General features: G+C 57.0%; 22 protein-coding genes and 1 pseudogene. 4 read left to right on the forward strand and 19 right to left on the reverse strand.

The genetic code is table 11. From position 1 onward, the window contains the following. Window positions 1–12: 12 nt before the first annotated feature. From J2Z17_RS20590 to J2Z17_RS20605, 4 genes are read right to left on the reverse strand one after another with little or no spacing between them, the layout of a single operon-like run. Window positions 13–372, reverse strand: coding sequence for a helix-turn-helix domain-containing protein (locus J2Z17_RS20590; protein WP_209947764.1), 360 nt, complete (start codon window positions 370–372; stop codon window positions 13–15). Then, window positions 369–554, reverse strand: a complete 186-nt coding sequence (locus J2Z17_RS20595; protein ID WP_209947766.1) for a hypothetical protein — start codon at window positions 552–554, stop codon at window positions 369–371. The genes J2Z17_RS20590 and J2Z17_RS20595 overlap by 4 nt, the downstream gene beginning before the upstream one ends. After that, window positions 555–842, reverse strand: coding sequence for a hypothetical protein (locus J2Z17_RS20600; RefSeq protein WP_245224247.1), 288 nt, complete (start codon window positions 840–842; stop codon window positions 555–557). It lies immediately after the preceding gene. Further along, window positions 839–1,480: a gp16 family protein gene (locus J2Z17_RS20605; RefSeq protein WP_209947768.1), complete on the reverse strand. Its 642-nt coding sequence runs from the start codon at window positions 1,478–1,480 to the stop codon at window positions 839–841. Before J2Z17_RS20605 ends, J2Z17_RS20600 begins: the two co-directional genes overlap by 4 nt. A gap of 128 nt (window positions 1,481–1,608) precedes the next feature. Here J2Z17_RS20605 and J2Z17_RS20610 point away from each other — a divergent pair, with 128 nt between their 5' ends. Then, window positions 1,609–2,340 carry a hypothetical protein gene (locus J2Z17_RS20610; protein WP_209947770.1) on the forward strand — a complete coding sequence of 244 codons (732 nt, stop codon included), beginning with the start codon at window positions 1,609–1,611 and terminating at the stop codon, window positions 2,338–2,340. A gap of 120 nt (window positions 2,341–2,460) precedes the next feature. On the opposite strand, the gene J2Z17_RS20615 is transcribed toward J2Z17_RS20610, so the two are convergent. The 11 genes from J2Z17_RS20615 to J2Z17_RS20665 all read right to left on the reverse strand — a co-directional run bounded on the left by J2Z17_RS20615 (window position 2,461) and on the right by J2Z17_RS20665 (window position 9,687). Then, a complete protein-coding gene (locus tag J2Z17_RS20615) occupies window positions 2,461–3,114 on the reverse strand; it encodes a DUF3164 family protein (protein ID WP_209947772.1) in 654 nt (217 codons plus the stop codon). Beyond that, on the reverse strand, window positions 3,111–3,410 hold the full coding sequence (locus tag J2Z17_RS20620; protein WP_209947775.1) for a hypothetical protein: 300 nt from the start codon (window positions 3,408–3,410) through the stop codon (window positions 3,111–3,113). The genes J2Z17_RS20615 and J2Z17_RS20620 overlap by 4 nt, the downstream gene beginning before the upstream one ends. Beyond that, window positions 3,407–3,727: a hypothetical protein gene (locus J2Z17_RS20625; protein ID WP_209947777.1), complete on the reverse strand. Its 321-nt coding sequence runs from the start codon at window positions 3,725–3,727 to the stop codon at window positions 3,407–3,409. The genes J2Z17_RS20620 and J2Z17_RS20625 overlap by 4 nt, the downstream gene beginning before the upstream one ends. Beyond that, window positions 3,724–3,990, reverse strand: a complete 267-nt coding sequence (locus tag J2Z17_RS20630; protein WP_209947779.1) for a hypothetical protein — start codon at window positions 3,988–3,990, stop codon at window positions 3,724–3,726. The genes J2Z17_RS20625 and J2Z17_RS20630 overlap by 4 nt, the downstream gene beginning before the upstream one ends. Then, complete coding sequence (locus J2Z17_RS20635; RefSeq protein WP_209947781.1) at window positions 3,987–5,009, reverse strand: AAA family ATPase; 1,023 nt, start codon at window positions 5,007–5,009, stop codon at window positions 3,987–3,989. The genes J2Z17_RS20630 and J2Z17_RS20635 overlap by 4 nt, the downstream gene beginning before the upstream one ends. A gap of 35 nt (window positions 5,010–5,044) precedes the next feature. Beyond that, entirely contained in the window at window positions 5,045–7,102 is a 2,058-nt protein-coding gene (locus J2Z17_RS20640) for a transposase domain-containing protein (RefSeq protein WP_209947783.1), read from the reverse strand. Beyond that, window positions 7,099–7,260: a hypothetical protein gene (locus J2Z17_RS20645; RefSeq protein WP_209947785.1), complete on the reverse strand. Its 162-nt coding sequence runs from the start codon at window positions 7,258–7,260 to the stop codon at window positions 7,099–7,101. Before J2Z17_RS20645 ends, J2Z17_RS20640 begins: the two co-directional genes overlap by 4 nt. Then, window positions 7,257–7,718 (reverse strand): hypothetical protein, encoded by a 462-nt coding sequence (locus J2Z17_RS20650; RefSeq protein ID WP_209947787.1) that lies wholly within the window; start codon window positions 7,716–7,718, stop codon window positions 7,257–7,259. Before J2Z17_RS20650 ends, J2Z17_RS20645 begins: the two co-directional genes overlap by 4 nt. Next, complete coding sequence (locus J2Z17_RS20655) at window positions 7,715–8,557, reverse strand: ParB/RepB/Spo0J family partition protein (protein ID WP_209947789.1); 843 nt, start codon at window positions 8,555–8,557, stop codon at window positions 7,715–7,717. Before J2Z17_RS20655 ends, J2Z17_RS20650 begins: the two co-directional genes overlap by 4 nt. Beyond that, window positions 8,557–8,916 carry a hypothetical protein gene (locus J2Z17_RS20660; protein WP_209947791.1) on the reverse strand — a complete coding sequence of 120 codons (360 nt, stop codon included), beginning with the start codon at window positions 8,914–8,916 and terminating at the stop codon, window positions 8,557–8,559. Before J2Z17_RS20660 ends, J2Z17_RS20655 begins: the two co-directional genes overlap by 1 nt. Window positions 8,917–9,351: 435 nt before the next feature. Continuing rightward, entirely contained in the window at window positions 9,352–9,687 is a 336-nt protein-coding gene (locus J2Z17_RS20665; RefSeq protein WP_209947793.1) for a helix-turn-helix domain-containing protein, read from the reverse strand. A gap of 134 nt (window positions 9,688–9,821) precedes the next feature. On the opposite strand from J2Z17_RS20665, the gene J2Z17_RS20670 reads away from it, so the two are divergent. Beyond that, entirely contained in the window at window positions 9,822–10,316 is a 495-nt protein-coding gene (locus J2Z17_RS20670) for a helix-turn-helix domain-containing protein (RefSeq protein ID WP_209947795.1), read from the forward strand. A 521-nt stretch (window positions 10,317–10,837) separates the two neighbouring features. On the opposite strand, the gene J2Z17_RS20675 is transcribed toward J2Z17_RS20670, so the two are convergent. Continuing rightward, the gene (locus tag J2Z17_RS20675; protein WP_209947827.1) at window positions 10,838–11,467 is read right to left on the reverse strand and encodes an SOS response-associated peptidase; all 630 of its coding nucleotides are present in this window, start codon (window positions 11,465–11,467) and stop codon (window positions 10,838–10,840) included. Between the two features lie 875 nt (window positions 11,468–12,342). On the opposite strand from J2Z17_RS20675, the gene J2Z17_RS20680 reads away from it, so the two are divergent. Continuing rightward, entirely contained in the window at window positions 12,343–12,795 is a 453-nt protein-coding gene (locus J2Z17_RS20680; protein WP_209947797.1) for a hypothetical protein, read from the forward strand. A gap of 197 nt (window positions 12,796–12,992) precedes the next feature. On the opposite strand, the gene J2Z17_RS20685 is transcribed toward J2Z17_RS20680, so the two are convergent. The 3 genes from J2Z17_RS20685 to J2Z17_RS25620 form a co-directional block, all read right to left on the reverse strand. Continuing rightward, on the reverse strand, window positions 12,993–15,647 hold the full coding sequence (locus J2Z17_RS20685) for a hypothetical protein (protein ID WP_209947798.1): 2,655 nt from the start codon (window positions 15,645–15,647) through the stop codon (window positions 12,993–12,995). A 1-nt stretch (window position 15,648) separates the two neighbouring features. Continuing rightward, the gene (locus J2Z17_RS20690; RefSeq protein ID WP_209947800.1) at window positions 15,649–16,782 is read right to left on the reverse strand and encodes an SIR2 family protein; all 1,134 of its coding nucleotides are present in this window, start codon (window positions 16,780–16,782) and stop codon (window positions 15,649–15,651) included. 738 nt (window positions 16,783–17,520) lie between these two features. Further along, on the reverse strand, window positions 17,521–17,712 hold the full coding sequence (locus tag J2Z17_RS25620) for a helix-turn-helix transcriptional regulator (RefSeq protein WP_209947801.1): 192 nt from the start codon (window positions 17,710–17,712) through the stop codon (window positions 17,521–17,523). A gap of 380 nt (window positions 17,713–18,092) precedes the next feature. On the opposite strand from J2Z17_RS25620, the pseudogene J2Z17_RS20700 reads away from it, so the two are divergent. Beyond that, window positions 18,093–18,593, forward strand: a pseudogene (locus J2Z17_RS20700) (transposase); the annotation flags it as partial. Between the last annotated feature and the right edge of the window lie 114 nt (window positions 18,594–18,707).

Here is an 18,707-nt window from a genome sequence, read left to right on the forward strand (position 1 = left end):
CTTTGCGGCAACTTAGCCAAACAGGTCCAGTTGGGCGTCCACTTGTCGGCCGAGCCAATTGCGAACCGTCGTCTCGGTCACATGAAGACGCCGGGCTATGGCAATGTTCGTCAGGCCCTTATAGCGCAAATATTCGGCGATGAAGGGTTTTCCGGTCGGCACAGTGACACCACCGACATGGATGCGCTTCGCCAGTTCGATCGTCTTCTCCTTGCCCACCAGTTGCAGGACCGGCGAACGCTCCTGCGGATGTTCGGAGAGGTAGACCGGCGTGCCGCCGAAGGCCAACAGGAAGTCCACGCCCAAGGCGATGCCGAGCACATCGGTATAGGGCTGGATGTGGGCTGGCACCTTGATCGCGTTGGATATCATCGCGGCCTTTCCTCCCGTTCGAGGCGCAGCAGCTCGGTGGTGATGTCGCAGAGCTTTGCCTGGACGCCGACCCGCCGGTGGCTCATCGGCCGCAGATGTTGAAGACGTTTCAAAAGCGCTTCGCGGCGCTCCTGAAGCCTCTTCAACTCAGCCTGGCGGAACAGGGGAAGGTGACGGCCCATCTAGCCGTCTCCCTCGGGTTTCGGAGTGCGCAGATCCCGGGAGTGCCAGTTGGTCGGCAGGCAACTGACGACGCGCTCCTGCTGCAGGACGAACTTCACGCCATCATGGGTCACGCCGGTGGCGCCGTAGCGCACACCGTCGATGCAGGCCCTGGCGATCTGTTCGCGAATGGAGGCCACGTCGAGGCCATGGCGGCGCTCCAGGTAGCGCAGCACGGCGTGATCGGTAACATCGGGCCAGGCGCTGCTTGCCACCGGCATGGGAATGGCAATCGGCTTCCGGCTCATGGCGTGGCCTCCCTTGAAGACCGGATGCGCTCCCCGAAATAGTTCATCACGGTGATCCACTGGTGAGCACTGAGATCGCGGGTTGCCCTGTCCTCGTCAAGAATGTCCTTCACCACCGACCAGAAGTCGGCGGCAGCGCCACCGAACATCCGCCACTGTGCCTGGGCGATCCTGTAGCCATGGGCGGCAGCATAGGGCGGCAGGCTCTTCTTGTCGGACCAGTCCACGCCGGCTTCGCGGTGCAGCCACGCCTTCAGCCCTTCTATGGCCCTTCGGGCATCGTCGGCGTGATGCAGGAACCGGGTGTCATCAACGCCAGTCTGTCGCCTGATAAAGGCGATCATGGCGCTGTCTTCACGATCATCGATGACCCCGAGATTAAAGCCGGCAATCCAGAGCGCCTGCAGTTTGGGCGCATATTTGCCGGTCAGCTTGCGCCGGCTGCCATGGCGCCCTGAAGCGGTCGATAACGAAAAGCCTTCATTGCGCAGAACCGAAAGGACGGCCTGTCGCTCGGGCTCGCTCATATCTTTGGCGGAGGATTTGCCGGTGATCCTGGCAAGCTTGGCGCGATAGGTGTCGTCGTCGAGGCCGAGTTGTTTCTTGGCTACGTGGAGGGCAGCGATTGAAGAGGTCATGCTAAATCCCTTCGAATTGCAATGTTGTTGTTGAAACTGTCCTGAGGAGTATTCCGGACATGGCTTGCGGCCGAGCAACGGACGTGGAACGGTTCTGTGATCTCAACAGACTGAATAGGAAAGTTTCGATGCGAGTTAGCACCGCCAGCGCTTTCTTCGGGGCAGGATTGGTTGCTGCCGGAATGCTTATTTTGCCGCCTGCGATGTTCGGTGATCGAACTCAAGGGTTGGCTCAGCGGGTGTATGATTTCCAGACGTTGATCGCTGGTCTTATTGCGGTTTTTGCGGCTGCTTGGACTGTCCGCGCTATGGAGGGGTCTGATAGAGCGCAAGAGCGGCGGCACAATCATACGGTTGCGCTGAATTTGCGAAATGAGTACGCGGCCATGGAAAGGCTGGTCACAGCTTACTTCGAAGAGATCAGGGCTACCACGTTTCTTGTAACGGATTTGGCTCTGGCATTCTCCCTTGCCCCGCATGAAGCAAAACTTGTCATGGCTCGGGCATATGAAGTCGAGAAAGCGATTTGCGGCACTGAAAAAATTCTGAACTCGAGGGAGTTTGAACAGGCGTTCGAATATCTCGATGGTTCCCTGACGCGTGCGGTCGGGGAGGTCAAAGCGATCAGTGCGCAGGGCACTACTGCAGCCAGTCGAATTGCGAACCAGAAAAGGTACGGTCAGGAAAGAGAAGAGGACTTCGCTTTCTGGTTCGTCGACGACGCATACGGCAGCGGGGTGGAGCAAATTGTATATTGCCTCACCAAACTTGATCAGAATTATCCGGCTCTCAACAGAGGGATGGAGGAGCTTAAAAGGCGGATAGAGAAGCTTCGAATTCTTTATCCCGATATCATGTAGAGGTCTCGGGAGAAAAATTTTTTTGCTACAGATGTATGCTAAATAATTCGAAGAAAAAATGGGGTATTGCTGAGGCTTGAAGTGGGTAGGCATCATTTCTTGGTAGGACATTGCTTATACTCACGCCTTGGCCAAATCGATGGTGATCGCGTGCAGCTCGTCGTCACCGTTCTCTCGCTCGTAGAACCGGATATAGCCCTTTGATCCCGTAACCCGGATGCTGTCGCGGATGGCATCCATGGCGCGCTGCCAGCGCTCGTCGTCGATATCGAGCCGAAGCAACATGAAGATCTCCGCCTTGTTGATCTGTCCCTCCTTGTCGGTGTTGAAGGCGCGGGTCACGATCGACTGGATCTCCGGGCGGGCGTCTGCCGACCATTCGGTCAGGCACTCGTCAATCAGTGCCTTGGCGATATGGATCTGCGGGCCGAAGCTGACCTGATCGGCGAACTGGACGACGACGCGCATCCGCCCATCGATCGTTGAATAGGTCGAGTTGCCCTTCTTGCCGCCGATCTTTTGGCCGTATTCCTGCTCGAGCAGCGCATCGAATGCGCTGATGTCGGCAATGGTGTGCTTCTTGAAGCGGGCGATCTGGGCGGACAGCGACTTGGCGAAACCAATGATCTTCCGGACTGTCTCGTCCTGCAGCTTGTCTTCGGGTTTGACGTTGGCGAGTGGCACCAGATGGCCCTTAGCGTCCTCCATCCATTCCCGCCCGTTGACGATGGTAATGCCGTTGTCTGGCTGCTCTTCGATGATGACGCTGTTCATGACTGCGGTCCTCTGATCGGTTTGGTGAAGTTGCGGTATGCCTTGCGAACGCCGCTTGCGGCGGCCTTGAGGTTCGCCCGTGCACGCTGCTCGTCTCGCGTGCCCTCGCTGTCTTCGAAGCGGGTCAGGGCGTCCGCCAGGATCCTAGCGGCTTCCACCAGGCTCTGGGACGGTGCTCGGTGTTTCTTCGTGGTTTTGTCGCCCTCCCTCTGCTGAAGGGCTCTCGCAATATCCGGTGCGAGGGCATCGGCGATGACCTCGACCGGGATCTCAACGGGGATCATCAGCCTCGTCATGCTGCGTCTCCGTCATCCGGTGGCGATGCGCGCAGGAACCGCGGACGGGCCACCAGGGGGACGATCTTGGCGCTGGCGTCGTCGCGGCCAAGAGGACGCAGGGTCCGTATCCGGCCACGGTTACGGTCATCCTGCGCTTTCAGGGCGCCGTTCAGGATCAGAACCTCTTCCTCGGCTTCCCTTGCCAGGGCGCGGATCGTTCCGAGCCAGGCGAGTATGTTGGTCACCTGCTCGCCGTCGAGCAGGCAGCCGCTTTGGCTGAAGGGCTTCAGCGCTTCACGCAGGGCCTGCACCTCTTCCGATGCATTGAGGATCATGGCTTCCTCCCGAAGTCGTGGTGGATCACCTTGCCCTCCGGATCGCGGACCAGGTGCGTCAGCTGTTCGGTGGCCAGTTGTTCGAGCGCCTTGCCGCCCTGTCTCGACGCTTCTCCGAGGCGGAGCACATCGAGTTCCCGTTCCATGCTGGCGGCGAGACGCGCGAGAACCTGCAATTCGCTCGCGATCTCGGGGAGATCCGCCGGCTTTGCCTTGGGCAGTTCATCGGCCGTGGCTTTGAGTTCGACGGACAGGCGGATCATGCCAGTCCCTCCACGTCCCGGTTCTTCCAGGCCGCCTGGACGTGCTTCAGACCAAGTGGTTCTGCGCGCTCGTCGGCGATCGAATAGGCGAGCTTGACCGTCTTATCGACCTGTCTAAGAGCGCCGCCTTTCATGCCGACACCGATCAAGAATTTGATTGCATCGGGATCGGTGACGTCCCATGCGGCGATGAAGGTCTCTAGATCCTCGAGATATGGCTTGATCCGCTTCAGGCGGGTGCCGACGCGGCTTTTCAGCTGGGCGTAGGACGGGCCGCCATTCGTGCGGCCAAAGCGGCTATATACTTCCTCGTTGCCGACCAGAGCGACGCCGCACTGGTAGATGTCGACGAAGTGGCGCAGCTGGTTGATGGCTTCATCTACCAGGTTCTGCGCCTCGTCGATGATCAGCAACGAACCGCCGCCGATGCGTGCCAGCTTCTGGCCGATCGCACGGGTAAGCTTGGCCGGGTTATGCTGCTGGACGTCCAGTTCGGTTGCCAGTTCTGTCAGCATACCGTGCACCGTCTTGGTGTGGGGGCTGACCGTCGCATGATAGACATGCGGATTGGTGGCGACGTAGTTGCGGCAGGTGGCTGTCTTCCCCATTCCTGCGCCGAAGGTAATCATCACCATGTCGCCGGTCATCTGTGCCCAGCGGAGGGTGCTTGCCACTTCCTCGCTGCCGCGCATCTTGATGAAGCGTGGAGACTGGCGGATGGCTCCGGCCAGCGAGGCGGCGTCCTCCAGGGCATCGAGCCAATGCCGGACGGTCTGGTTGTTGGTATCGAGGCGACCGAGATAGCTGCCGGAAAACCATTGGGAAAAGGTGCCGTCTCGCATGCCCGCGCGACGGGTCACTTCGGCCTTAGTCCAGCGATTGAGGGATGCGACCTCCATGACGCGGGCGGTCAGGATTTGCCATTCGGTTACATCGGCACTGTCATGCTTGGAGAGGAAGTCGGGTGTCGGCTGGGGGCGGTCCCAACTGCCTATATTGGTGGGCGTGTATCGGCTCATCTAGAAGGTTCCCTTTGCAACCCCCTTGGGGGCTTTTAGCGGGCAGGATCACTCCCGCCCTTCTTTTGTCTGGAACCGTACGACCTACGTTTCGGCTCATGCGATCGACCGGCGGATGCGGGCGCCGGCCCATTCCCGGACCTGGGGAATTCGAGGATCGATGCGCTGTCCGCTGCGCGGGCCACCGCATTCGAAAAGCTGGCAAGAAATTCGTCGTCGCTGATGGCGTCCGTTTCGACGCGGGGCGCCGTGCTTCCACGCGTCGCCAGTCGCGTCACCGCCGGACGAGAAGGTTTGGACTTCCCGGGCGCCGTTGGTTCGCCGCGGTAGATGATGTCGGCAAGTTGAGCGGCGGTCAGTTTGGTGTGCGCCTCGCGCTGCGCCTGGAGCGCCTTGGCATAGTCGCGCCTGGTGCGGGCATGCTGACGGGCCGCATCGACATTGTCGAAGCCCGTATCGGCGATACAGGCCGCTTCGCAGATCAGACGGTTATCCAGATCGTAGACACGAACGCTCTCGTGCAGTTTGTCTGGATCGAAACGGATAGTGACCTTCGCGCCGGATATCGCGTTCAAATCGCGGGACCAGTAGCGATTTCCCTGGAAGTGAATCTCTCCGGATCCCTTTTTCGTGCGCAGGGTTTCAGATGCCAGCAACCAGAGGCTCTTCTGCGCCGCTGTTGGCCACCGGACTATCGTCGACGGATTTGCAAGGCTCTCCGTGAATGTCTCATCGAAGCTGCGGCCGGCGCAGGCTGCGGCGCGTCGGTCTTCCTGCGCATTGTGGTCGGTAATCTGTGCCGCGACATGCATCCGGAAGCCTTCGAGCGGAATGGCTCTGGTCATATAGTTTTCCGGCTTGGCGTCCGGGCGATTGCCGGTGTAGGCGCCGGCGCAATAGGGGTGCTTGGCGATATTGTCTGCGAGGTCGCGGAAGGCGCGCTCGATTGGCTTGGATTGACCAGAATAGGGCGTTGTCCAGTGCGGCTGGATACCAAGGGTGACGAGCAACCCTTGCGGATCCTCTTCCTTCACCTTGAAGCGGAAGCGTGTCCTGCTCTGGCCGGAGATCCACTTTGAGGCAAAGGCACGTCCGTTATCGAGATAGATATCGTCCGGAATGCCGAAGACCTCGACCATGTCGCCGATGACAAGCCGCACGGCTTCCCACGTCTCGGCATCGGAAAGACGCCAGGAAACGATCTTTCCGGAATAGAGGTCCTGGATGCAGACCAGGAACATGCGGATCGGCTTCTCGGACCAGGGCACGGAGATAAAGACGTCGATCTTGTGCCCGTCCATGTTAACGGCCTGCATGGCGTGGAAATGGGTGCGGACACGGCGCTGAGCGGGAAAGAGCGTCTTCGCCTTGTCCTTGCCCGAACGCGCCAGCACCTGGACCGCGCGCGGGACTTCACGATCGAACCGTCGTCTGCAGGTGTCTTCGGAGGGGATCGACAACCATTTCTGCCGCTTGGCGACTTTGAGCATTCGCCTGTAGCAGGCTGAGAAGGTTGGCTTTTCCGGACGTAGGTAATCGGATTTCAGGAAATCCCAGGCGTCCTCGTCGATCTTTTGACCCGCGCCCGTCTTGGACCGCACGGAAGGAGCGAGTGCCGCAAGCCAGTCTTCCCGATCAATGCCCTGTATCAGCTTGTCCCAGGCGTAGAGGGTCGGCATGCTGACGCCGGCGAGATGGGCGGCCGCCTTCATGGCATTGGTGCGACCCAGCCCCGCCGAGGTCAGCTCATAGGCGTTTCGAAGAGCCTTTAAACGGTCTTCACAGACCATTTTCTGATCCGCCGTCAGGGCTTCAAAGGCATTCCAGCGAGACTTGCGGCGCCGGTCCTTTTCGGACCGTTCTTCGTCCGCTGCGAGGGCGAGTATGAGAGACAGTCGTTGTCGTGCCGGGACGGGAAGGAGCGTCAGGTGGTATTCGTAGCCGCCGCCTTTTTGACCTGCCCGCTTGCGGGCTTTCTCAGGCTGCAGACGCCAACCATGAAGGCCGATGTATCGGCTATATCCGGACGCATCGGCAGGCATGTCTGGCAGATCGGCTGCAAGCAGTTCGGCCACGGTGAACCACTCTTTCATCGCAGCATCCCGATGACGATACTCGACAGCAGGAAGATCCCGAGCATCGTCGAGCCCAGGATGACGCTCAGTGTGGCGGATCTCCGGGCCGTGAACAGGGTACCGAGCAGGGCGGCGGCAAATGCGGCGAGTATGAGCATTGCGGTGATGATGGTCATAGCGAGCTACCCCGCCGTTTGATGTTGACGGGAATGGCGCGCAGGGTTCTCAGCTCGTTTGCCAGTTCACGCTGTTCCTGCTGAAGCCTCGCGATTTCTGCGAGGCGGGCCTCGTCGCCTTCCAGCATGATCAGCCCGTCTTCCGAGACGACCAGGTCCCATAGCCAGTTCGCGTTGGTAGCGCGCACGAAGGCCTTGAAGCGTATCAGGCTGATGTCGTGCGTCTCCTTGCTCTCGGCGGTGTAGGCATCCAGCGTTGTCTTGGAGAGGGTTTCCAGCCCGAGATACTGTGCCATCCTGGCTGCGATGGTCGGCCGGTCGTGTGGGCATTCGCGGATAGCCTGGGCCATGGCCCGCTTCAGTTTCGCGCGGAAGCGCCTGATATCGATCTGCGCTGATGGCGATCGTGTCGGAAAGAGAGGAGCCTGGAAGAGATCGAACTGGTCGGGATGTTTCATTGCACAACCTCCCGCCGAAGGTCGGCCAGCAGGGTGTCCGGCACCTGACCTATCAGGCTTAGGAACTCTTCCCGGGTTTCTTCGCTCGCCTCGTCCCAGGCGGCCTGCAGCTTGAGAAGAACGGCTTTCTGCCTGGTGTCCTCGTCCGGTTGAGACTTGGGGCGGACAGCCGCTAGTTCCGACCATGCGCGTTCGACGTCGTGATCCATCAGACCGATCGCGGTGGCCAACTCGCGCTGTCTCTGGGGCTCGAGTTTTGCGATTTTCAACAGTTGTGACTGATTGTCTGCCGTGGGGGTTCCGCGTAGAGCGGAGCGAACATCCGCGTGAAGCTTTGCGATCTTGCCGAGGCGAAAAATGGCGCGGCGGGACAGTCCCATGCGCTCTGCCACGTGCGAGGCGAAGCCGGCTGTTTCGGTCTGGAATAATTGTGACAAGTTGGCACTATTACCAGGACGGCCGGGCGCCACCTTTCCGTGCCTTTGTTCCCAGATCTCCCGATAGGCGCTGACAAATGTAGCCCGGTCGATGACGGACAACTCATTGCGGAAGAGGTTCTCGGTTATCTCGACCAACTGGGCCTCGAGCTTGTCCGCTTCGACCACAATGGCGTCGATCTCATCCTCGTCGTTCAGCTGGAAAGCGCGTAGACGATGAGCGCCCGCAACGAGCGTGTATTTCCCGCTCTTTGCGGCGGGCGTGGCCCGAACCGTAATTGGATTGATCAGGCCATGCTCGACGATCGACTGAGCGATCGCGATTGCATGCTCTTCCTCGACATCTCGAAGGCGCGGCGGCACGGCAATGTCTGAAAGCCGAATTGTCTTGAAGGAGGCCATCAGGCTGCATCCTCCTGCTCTTCGAGCTGCTCGGCGAGAAATCCACGTGCGGCTTCCGCCATGCGGCGGTAGTGCGCTTCGAAGCGCGAGCCCTCCAGGCGCGCGTCGATCGTGCGCAAGGCTCGATTGATCGCTTCTCGGGACCGCTCCTCATGGATAACGATCCGGCGTTTCGGCCAGTCGAACTCGACAACCATCAGGTGGAGGGCGATCTGGCGGGCGAGGGCCGCATCGAACCATTGGCGCGGCGGATCGATGATGTCACGGGCGCTGAGATGCGGGAAACCCTCGCGCACCGCAAGGATGCAGGCGTGGATCGTGGCGTCATACATGGCGTGTTCGTCGTGCCGGTTCAGCATGAGCGGATCTCCGGTAGATGGTTGTGCCTGCCGGTGGGAAGGGATACCGGCAGGCACGTGCGCCCGGTTTGATCGACCGATACGAGAAACAGGGCCAGACGGGGCGCGTGGGAAGGGCGGACGATCATGGGATGAGTCCCGGGATCTGGTGAATGACGGCTAGTGCGACGGCCGTGAGGCCGCTGACGAGTGCCGAGAAGATCATTGTCATCTCGGCGACTCTGCAGACCCTGGACTGAGCCGGGATGAACGGATTTCTGTCTATTCCGGGCCGTTGTTTCGGCGTTGTGGGAAACCGGAAAAGGCGCGAGGCTCGGGGTGTGGAGCGGGTCTTTGAAGACGTCTGACGGCCGAGGCGAAAATCGGCTGTATCGCTTGCCGCGAAATGCGGATGGCAAAGGCCAGAGCAGCGTCTGTTGTCCCGCTCCACGACCATCACGCGGCCTCCTGCTTGTCGGCGTCGCTTGGGCGGCGGTCGCGCATCGTCGAGCGCTGGTAGTTGTCGGTGGGCTGAGGAGTGAGGCGATTGCCATTGCCGTGGTAGCGGGAACGCCAGAGGAGATGAGGACGGGTCTTGAGCGCGGCTGCAATGGCTCGTTCGCCTGCGGCATTGGGTTCCCGCAAGGTCGTGCCGGCAGTGCCGCGAGGCAGATTGTACTGGCGATCAATGTCGAGGAGGGTGAAGCCGGCCAGCGTGAGCTGGGACTTCACACGCGTCATCTCTTCAAGGCGCAGCTTCGCCGCCTTGTCCGCAGTGCGGTCACGGTGCATAGTCATTCCTCGTTTTGAAACCGGGGAGGCTCTCTGCGCCTCCCTTTTCTCGGACCGGTCGGTCCGTATTTATGGAAGGGATAAGCACTTTTGTGCTCATTTGCAAGCACAAAAGTGCTTATCATGTTGTTTGCGTGAGCGATGAAACGACGATAGGAGCCCGCGCCAAGGAAATCCGGCAGGAAGCGCGGCTCTCACAGCAAGAGATGGCCGATGCGATTGGCCTCTCCCTACGGGCATGGCAGAAGATCGAGCGCAATGAGGGCGTCCCGAGTGGTGAAACGCTTCTGCAGTTCAAAAAAGTTGGAGTTAATCCCGGCTGGGTGCTGACCGGCTCCGGCCCAAGGTCTGCCTCTGCTGCCGGTGAAGACAACGCTTTCGCGCAGGTTGATCCGGTCTTGCTCCAGCGCCTAGGTGATACTGTCCAGGCGGTTTTTGTCGAGTGCAAGCAGACCCCGCCGCAAAGGGCGATCACTTTCGAGGCAGGCCAACTCTACAATGACCTTCTCAATCGGGTAAAGGACTTACGAGATACGGGCATGGTTACGGCCGCGATCGAAGTGCTTCGGCGAGAGTTCAAGGACCGTCTGACTGCAGCCCAACCAGGCACCGGCAAACGCTCGGGCTGATGCTGGTGAACCCAAGCCCGAGACAATAGAGTAGGGGCCGCCGCAGACAGGATCTGCGCGGTTGAAGCGGAGCGGCACGGCCGATGCGAGAGCAGGGCAGGGATGCTTGTTTTCTGAGAAGTGGTCACGTCGGCCCGGAAGCCGTCGTCACCCGGCTGACCTGCAGGGAAGCAAAGGCTGATGGCTGTTAGGGCGAAGACGCCCGCGCGTTATCAAGCACGGGTTCGTGTTCGATCGACGCATCGTGCATCGTCGGCCGTCCAGCACTTGCAACAATGTAATGAGTTTTGAATAAAACAGGATTTCTAATATACATACGCATACCCCCGTCCATTGCAACCATAGCGTACATCGCAGTGGTGTGGGTAGCAAGCGCATCTTTAGTGTGGAATACTTCTCGTTATCAGTTCAAGGCTCCGCTGTTCAGCTATCTGCTGCGATACTCCGAAAGCGCTTAGCTTAGGGGCTTGGCATCATCATCACGGATACCATGGAGATAACACCGCCGGTGCTCCAGAGCGTCAAAGCGGAAGCAGGATCAACTCATCATCCTTCAGCGGTCTCTGCAGATCCTTCGCCTGGTCCCAGGGAGCGGACATCCATAGCTCGATTTCTTCTTCGGTTCGCAGGATGACCGGCATCGCTTTCGGATGAATGGGCGCAACGACCTCGTTCGGAGGACAGGTCAGGAAGCCGAAAAGCTCGTGCCTGCCTGGTCGCGGACTCTTGAGGCTTCCACGCTCCCCGTTCCACTCTGTCCAGATCCCGGCAAAGAAGGCGAGCGGCTTGCTCTCGTCGATCGCGAACCACCGTTTGGTCTTCCGCGGCTTGGTGTCCTCCCATTCGCAGAAGGTCGTCCACGGTACCAGGCAGCGGCTCTCCGGCTTGAGCCAGCGGCGCCAATGGCCGGAAGTGATATTTCGGATATTGGTGACCCCTGTATCCGGTTTCCCGTTGGTAACGAAGGATGGGGAGGGCATGCCCCACGTCAGCATGCTCATCTCGCGCTCGCCGGCGTGATTGCGAATGACCGGCGCCACCTTGTCGGGATAGATGTCCAGCGACGGCTCGAGATTGCCGAGCCTGTCGATCGCCTTCGTGAAAGCCCGCATGGCCTCCTGTGTGGTCGTAACGTTATACAGGTTGCACATGCCGTCCTCCGCTGGGGTCCAGTTCCCGATTTTGTCGAACTCTGAAAGCTCGACGAGTTCGCCGTGATAACATGCGCGAAAGTCGAGAGCAGCGTCCAGACTGGCGAATGAGAACATGAGGTAGCTGTTCTCATGCAGCATGACGTAGCTACTTCTCGGGCCGCAACCGCGTGCCGCCGCGTCTGTAAGGATGGCAAAGCGTTCCCTCCTATGCCGCTCTTCACCCCAATGCAGTATTATCTTAAACGGCCACTCGCGGTGGACGCGAGCCATCGTGATTTCACCCTTACGCCGCCCCATGCTGTCTCCTTCCGACGCTTGACTTGAAAGTCTCTAATATGTGAACATATAGAGAACAAAGTCCAGTCGCACAGGAATGACAATGAGCAGCACGCAGCATGATGATGTCGTCGCCAGAGCCCTCGCCGAAGTCGCAAAAGCCAAGGCATTTCGGGAAAGAACCATCGAACTCCGCCAGCAATCCTTCAGCCGGCTGCCGTAGAAGACTTCCATTTACGTCTTGGGGGCAACCGTGAAGCCTCAGCATCAGGTGCAGAAGTCCCATTGAGCGCCGAGGAACCTTCCGCGTCGACGGAAATTGAACTTTTATTCGCGGCATTCGACGGTGACGTGCTCGCCGCCTTGCGTAGTGTCCTCGGCGACTGCCATCATCTCAATGCGCAGCTGTGGCTTGCATAAGCTCTGATGAGCAGGGGATTCACAAGGGATGGGTACCTGACGCTGAGCGTTGCGACGTGACTTACGACCAACGAACCGTTAAGGAGCAACGCCATGGAGCAGCTTAATAAAACGGATTTCGGCAAGCTCGGAACGGTTCAGTTTGACAGGTGCAACTGGTAGCAAGAGGTATTTAAATGAGCTGGCTGGGCGACCTAAAGCGTTCTCAACGTGAGCGGCAAGAACTTATTCAACTTCGCCGCGACATTGATGACTGTGATAAGGAACTGCAAAGGCAGCTGGAGGGACTGAAGCCGCGGGACGATTTATATCAATCGCGCTTGGGCGCGTATATCCACAATGTTGGCACCCTAGAAGCTGCTGTAGCCCAAATCGAGACTGCGCAGATGAGGAGACGTGCTGAGCGCTGGAGAATTCCGCTTCCCCCACGCCCACGCGAAGAGGCTTATGCGACCGATTTCTGGGAATGGCACGATAAGCATGGCAAATACTATTTCTCAGAGAAAGCCCTGAGCCAGATTCGCAGGGAGCTGTACATGGAGTGGGAGATGTGGTGGAAGCCATGGCTTTCTTGGCTCGCGATTGGAATCAGTTTCCTCAGCTTGGCAATCGCAATTTTTAAACCGTAAGATACCGGATTAACGCATTGTTCGGGGCGCCAAGCAATATTGCGACGGGTTCATTCAATTTGAATTTAAGCCCTAGATGCCGTTGATAGATCAACGCGCGATGCGTGCTCAAAGGTAGGTAGTCGATATACAGAGCGTGAGCAACGACGACTAAACGACAGTGAAACCTGACGCAGGAATTTGTCCAACCGCACACGCTAGTGGCGAGATAATGTCAGGAGTCTTTGATACCGCACGTCGGCTTCAAGTTTTCGATTCTTGTCCTTAATATGCTTTAACGCCTTATCTAGTCCGTTTGGGATGATTGCTCCGTCCTCCGCTCCGACAGTTTTGTCGAGCACTGAAAGAAAAGCTTCCGCGTCTTCAGGCAAATTTATGCCGTCAATTGTTTTCTCTTCTGCGTTGCGATTGAAAACTCCGTAGTCCCAAAGTGACCAGCAGTCAAAGGGCGTCAGGTAAGGAAGAATTAGTTCGGCGGCCGCGGCATAGTGATTGTCAGCTGCGGCTGGGAAGTCGGCAAACGAATCCGACAATCTCGGTGACGAGAGCGTCAGTTCCTTCGGCCAAATGTCTTGGAAGAGCTTCTTGACCAGCCCAAACCTTTTAGCTGGATCCTTTGGCTCGGCTTCGGTGTCCCTAAGGTACTTTTTCATGGTGTCGAGTGCGCGGGCTCGCACCGGATCTCCCCCGATCCGCAGCATCTGCTGCGTTAGTTGCGCGGGAATTGCCAGCTTCTCGCCGTTGCGCATATCGATAATCATCGAGAAGACCACTCGCTGGCTTAAGGATCCACGGGTCTCGTCCGGCAAATCTTTTCCAGCCGCCGCCGCGATCATACTCGTGCTGAGCTCTTCCAGAACGGCTTTCGGAGGTAGCTGGTTTGTCAGAGAGAACCCATGCCATAGTTCGATACTCGGACCTGCTGCTAGGACCAGCGGCTCAAGTAGATTTTCTCGCGACCAAGCCTTGTTTGCAGCCCAAAAGTAATTGAAGTTACTAAGTAGCTGATACTGCGCCTGTAGCTTTGCCTCACTTGTTGCACGTTCGATAGCGACTAAGGCGTCGCTCCATGGTGTTTCAGCCAGAGGTTTTGCACGGTTTGTAGAGCTCGGGCACGCTCGCATGAACGCGGAAATAAGGTTGCCGACCGGACTTGAATAGCTGCGATCCCGCAGAGGCAAATTATGCTCTGCCTCATGGTTGGTCTTGGCGACCGCTGCAGGCCACAGTGTTAGCCACGCACGTAGGTAGTCGTCCTCTCCACGTAACAGCATATCCCAACTCGACATCCAAGACGTGAGGCCTCGGAGTGCGTGCTTAATAGTCGATTCATCAAGGTGTGCGATTGCCAAACAGGCTTTGAGCGCTGTTAGGATCAGCGTCTTATCGCTTGGACCCGCGCGGTCGATGGTTGCGTTCAGATCGGAGGGCCTGAAACTATACCCGAAGGCCTCCCAAACTTTTAACCGCGCTGATGAGCCGGAGCCCACGGTTAGAAGATCGAGAACGAGATCTGGGTTCCGACCAATAAAATCCGACGCCGCGCGACTCTTGCTTTCCCATCCGTCATCGCTCAGATGGCGGGCGAGTTCATCGATGAGTTTCGCCGACGGAACGTCCGCAAAGGCAGGATCGCCGCTGCGGTCGTCGTGTAGCGTTCTCACTCCGGGATTGAAGCCTTCCGTCACCGAAACAACTTCACTCTCTCTCGGTTGTTGGATGAGCGCTTGTTTCAGCCACTCTTCCGTACTTCTCGATAGCTGACCGCCGCCGGCCTTGATCCGCTGGAGTTCGGTGACACTGCGTCGCTTTACCGCCAGCTTGGCGTCGTCCCTGCCAAGCCGCTTGGACAATCGCGCGATCGGTTCGCCTGCGATCAGCCGTTGCTCGATCGGGGCGATTAGGTCCTGTTGAAGCGAAGACCACCGTACAGCTCGCAGCTCCGCAATCTCTGGAAATGTATGCGACAACCAGAACTCTGTGTCGTTCAAGCTGATCAGAAAGCGACCGACATCTTCGCTATTCACCAAGGTTTCATCTCGGGCCGCTGCTGCCCATAACCGCTTGTACAATTTCCAACGATCGATGTCCCAAGCTGCCATCACGCGGAGTGCAGCAGATCCGTCTATCTCACTAAGGCGTTGAAAGACTGCGTGAAGCAGTTTTATTGTCGGCGCGAATCCCCTCGCGTAGCGATCTGGTTCTCCGCCGCCTTCAACGAATTCTGCTGCCGGTACGAAATAAACGCGATGGACTAGCCAGGCCGTTGAGTCTGCCTCATTTGCGATCATCCCGATGCGCTTCGCCTGATTAAGCCCGGTAAGCAACGCTTTGTTCAGCGCAGCCGCAAGTTCAAAAAGACAATCTCGATCATTTATTTCTGATAGGCCGATTTCTTCCGGTGTGACCCTCTCTCCGCCAGTCATCGAAATCCAGAATATGTCTCGAACTGTTTTGGGGTGCTTCGCGCGTGTGTTGCCAAAAGCCTCGTATTTTATGCCGCTTTCGACCTTGATCCTGGGGCGAACTGCCTCCGTAATAAGTTTGATAACCTCAGAAGACGAGGCGCCTGAATTTAACTCCCGCTTAAGCAAAAGCCGATTGTAGCCATTGTCGTACGCCGGCTCGTTCCAATATTCGAGCAAGTAGGTCCAAGCGTGTCGATAAGGCTCTCGCAAATCAGAGTTCTGGAGCTCGAGAAGCCTCCTTAGGGCGGTGCGCTCAGCAATCTGATCTGAACCCAGCTTAAGTGCCCATTCGAGAAACTCTCGGTCGTTGAGCCGCGATAGAGCAAAGGCGTGTGTGTTTTGGGCGATAACGACATCAGTATCGGACGGCCGCGATGCTCTCAACTCAGCCTCTCCTTTGCGTATCGCGAACCGCTTGGTTTAGCAGCGAGAGCCATATCGGCGAAGCCGCTTTCGAAGCAAGCAGTCTGGCCAACTCCGCCAGTTCGCTCGGATTGCTACGACTGACATAATAGCGAAGGAAAGACCTGCCTTCGACACCATCTGGACTATCGGGATCCATCTTCGCTAGAGACTTCAGATAAATCTGGACACGTGACGTGTTCCGTTTATCGGGAATGATCTCCGACCACCGAGACAGAAGGTCGCCCAGCGCTTTGTGGTTATTGGCCCGATCATAAGCGATAGGTGTGATGCCGCGCGACTGCCATTCTACTGGCGTACGCTCATCATCCGGATCGCAGCCGACGAACGCGTATCGGGGCTTTAGATCGTTGAAGTGCCTTTCGTCAGCAGCGATCGCGTTCAAAAGGTAACGCACCGGCGAGTCGTTCGCGCTGTAACCCACGAGCACAAGGTGAAAAATACGAGCAGCGTCGTAAAGAAAAGAGGGGATGATGTGGCGCCTGAGGTATGCGTCGCCGAAATCCTGGTCCGTCAGGATTAGAGAGGAACCTCTTTCAGATTTTTGCGGCAGCATGCCATGTATGTGCAAAATACCTGCAAATTCCGCGCTCCTGCTCGGATTTGGTATTTCACCGAGGGCGAACGATGTGGAGGAATATTTTTCACGTTTGGCAGCGATGCTTAGGAGGCGGTCAAAGTTAGTAGTTACCAGCAACGTCTGGCCAAAACGCTGGCCAAGGCGGACGAGCGCAAAGTGAAGAGAGTTCGGCTCTACTGTTCTTTCAAGCACCGTCTGGGCCGCCCTGCGGAGCGTGCTCGCTTTTCTCGGGTCACCATCTATCCGGCGTTCCAGCATCCCCAGAACGACGTCATATTCGTGTTGCGCAAAGAATTTTAGCTCAGTTCGTTGCTGATGATTCATAAGGTCCGGCACAGCCTCCCAGGAGGGGCCACCCTTAGTTTGCACTGCTGCCAGCGGACCCACCATGGGGGGATCGACTTCTTTATAGATGTCAGCGACCAAGCCACCGAAATCAGGAAGCGATGAAGGAGCAGGGTAGGATGCGCCTGCGCCGACAATGAATAATACTTGGCCGAGATCTCTCGCCGTCATTAAATCCGTAGGGAGAGGAGGGAGACCTTGGCCGAGAGTAATTGAAGCGGTCACTGGCGGCCTTTGCTTCCAATATTTAGATTTTAATCAGCTTAGCCGCCGAAATCATTTTCTATATATAACCGTCTAGACGAGTAAAGTCGTTCTCGCAACCGACGCTCTCTGCTTATGCACATCCAGGATAACAACACGGAGCAAACGTCCCTCCTGAAATAGTCATTTCTACAATTTATTTTTGGTCAAAGGGTCGAAAAGTCCACGTTTGCGGGATTTTTCGCCAATCAGTCGGCTGATCGGTGGTAGTATTGATAACTGCAAAATTCGAAATTGGAAATTCACGCGAGACGCACCTTCGGAGCGACAATTTGCGGATACGGCTGTCGTACGTTAAACTTGGATTTTCGCAGGTTTGAAGGCGCTTTGAAGGCCGTGTTCCCTTTTTGAAGAGGAGCTCACAGATTTCCTCCCGTAAGATGCAACACGGCCTTGCCTGAAAAAATGGCTGGCTGCGGATACGGAAGTGGCACCGGTCGCTTACTTCATCCAAATTTACCAAGCCTATGAATATTCGAATTCTTCGCGTTTTTTACCGCTTGTTCCCAAACCTTCCCGGATTTAAAATCTGTCAGCGATACAACATTCGCTGTCGGCATTTCCAAAGTTGGCAACATTTTTGGCAACGCCAACGCGTGAGATACCGGCCCGCACAAAGCAGGCCGGCTGTTTCGGACAAGCTGCTCAGTGTGTCACTGGGCAATTGACGATGTAGTGGTCAACCTCATCGGCATCCCACGCTATGCGGCGGTATGATATGCGAATCGGAGCCGGAAATTTCTCCTTCTTCACCATCCTGTTGATGGTGCTTCTAGAGAGCGTGGTATTTTTGAACACTTCTCGCGGCGTGTAGAGCCGCTTCTTGTCTATGGGCATCTTCACTTCTCCATTGATTATCACAATATTAGCGCTGCTTACATTTTGCGCCAACTGTAAAAATCACATTATAAAAGTTTAAATAAAGTAAATATGATTTATCGTCAATATTGTTGACAATTTTGGAGTTACAATTATTTCCATAATGAATCCTTTTGCTTTGTAATTGGGTATTTGGTTTTTTGTTTTATTGTTGATTGCAATGGAAGGACTAGATGGTGAACAGAGGTAATTCGTGTTGGCGGCAGCGAAGGCGAGCAAGTGGGCTGGCCAAATCGTTGCGGGGGAGTTTTTTGGGTTTTCTCCCTTTAAGCGGTGCAGGTGGCTCGGAGAATCTGAACAAGTGAGATAACTGGCTTTCGGCTTTTGAGATCGGCACTATGCCGGGAACAGGGGCCATGATGACGAAACGATCCCACCGTAACCACAGCCACGCCTTCAAGGCGAAAGTCGCGCTAGTCACGATCAAGGGCGAGAAAACGATGGTCGAGCTTGCCCAACAGTTCGACATTCATCCAAACCAGATCAAGCAGTGGAAAGATCAGTTGCTCGACGGAGTGGCGGATGTCTTTGATGAGGGTTGCAAGGCAACAGCAGAGCCTGTTGTCGATATCAAAAGCCTGCATACCAAGATTGGTGAAATGACACCGGAGAACTCTGCTCCACAGAGCCGCGCGTCTCTGCTGCGAAAGCAGGCGTGCGTGCAAGGCCGGACTGTTGAGCGGAAAGCAATAACCGACCGTCACCACAAACTGTCCGTCTGCCGCCAGGCCCGGATACATGGAATCAGCCGTGGCAGCGTCTACTATCTGCCGCAACCGGCCTTGGCTGCCGATCTGGTTCTGATGCGCCGGATTGACGAACTGCATTTGGATTACCCCTCGTCGCCGGGAGCCGGGTTGTTGATTTCCACGCGGAACTGAGCCGGTTTTTCCACCGAGAAGTGAGCCACCTCTGAGTATGGTTTTTTGATCAGGCTTTGGTCAAGGGATTGG

Source organism: Heterorhizobium halophytocola (assembly GCF_017873095.1).
GTDB classification, from domain to species: Bacteria; Pseudomonadota; Alphaproteobacteria; order Rhizobiales; family Rhizobiaceae; genus Allorhizobium; species Allorhizobium halophytocola.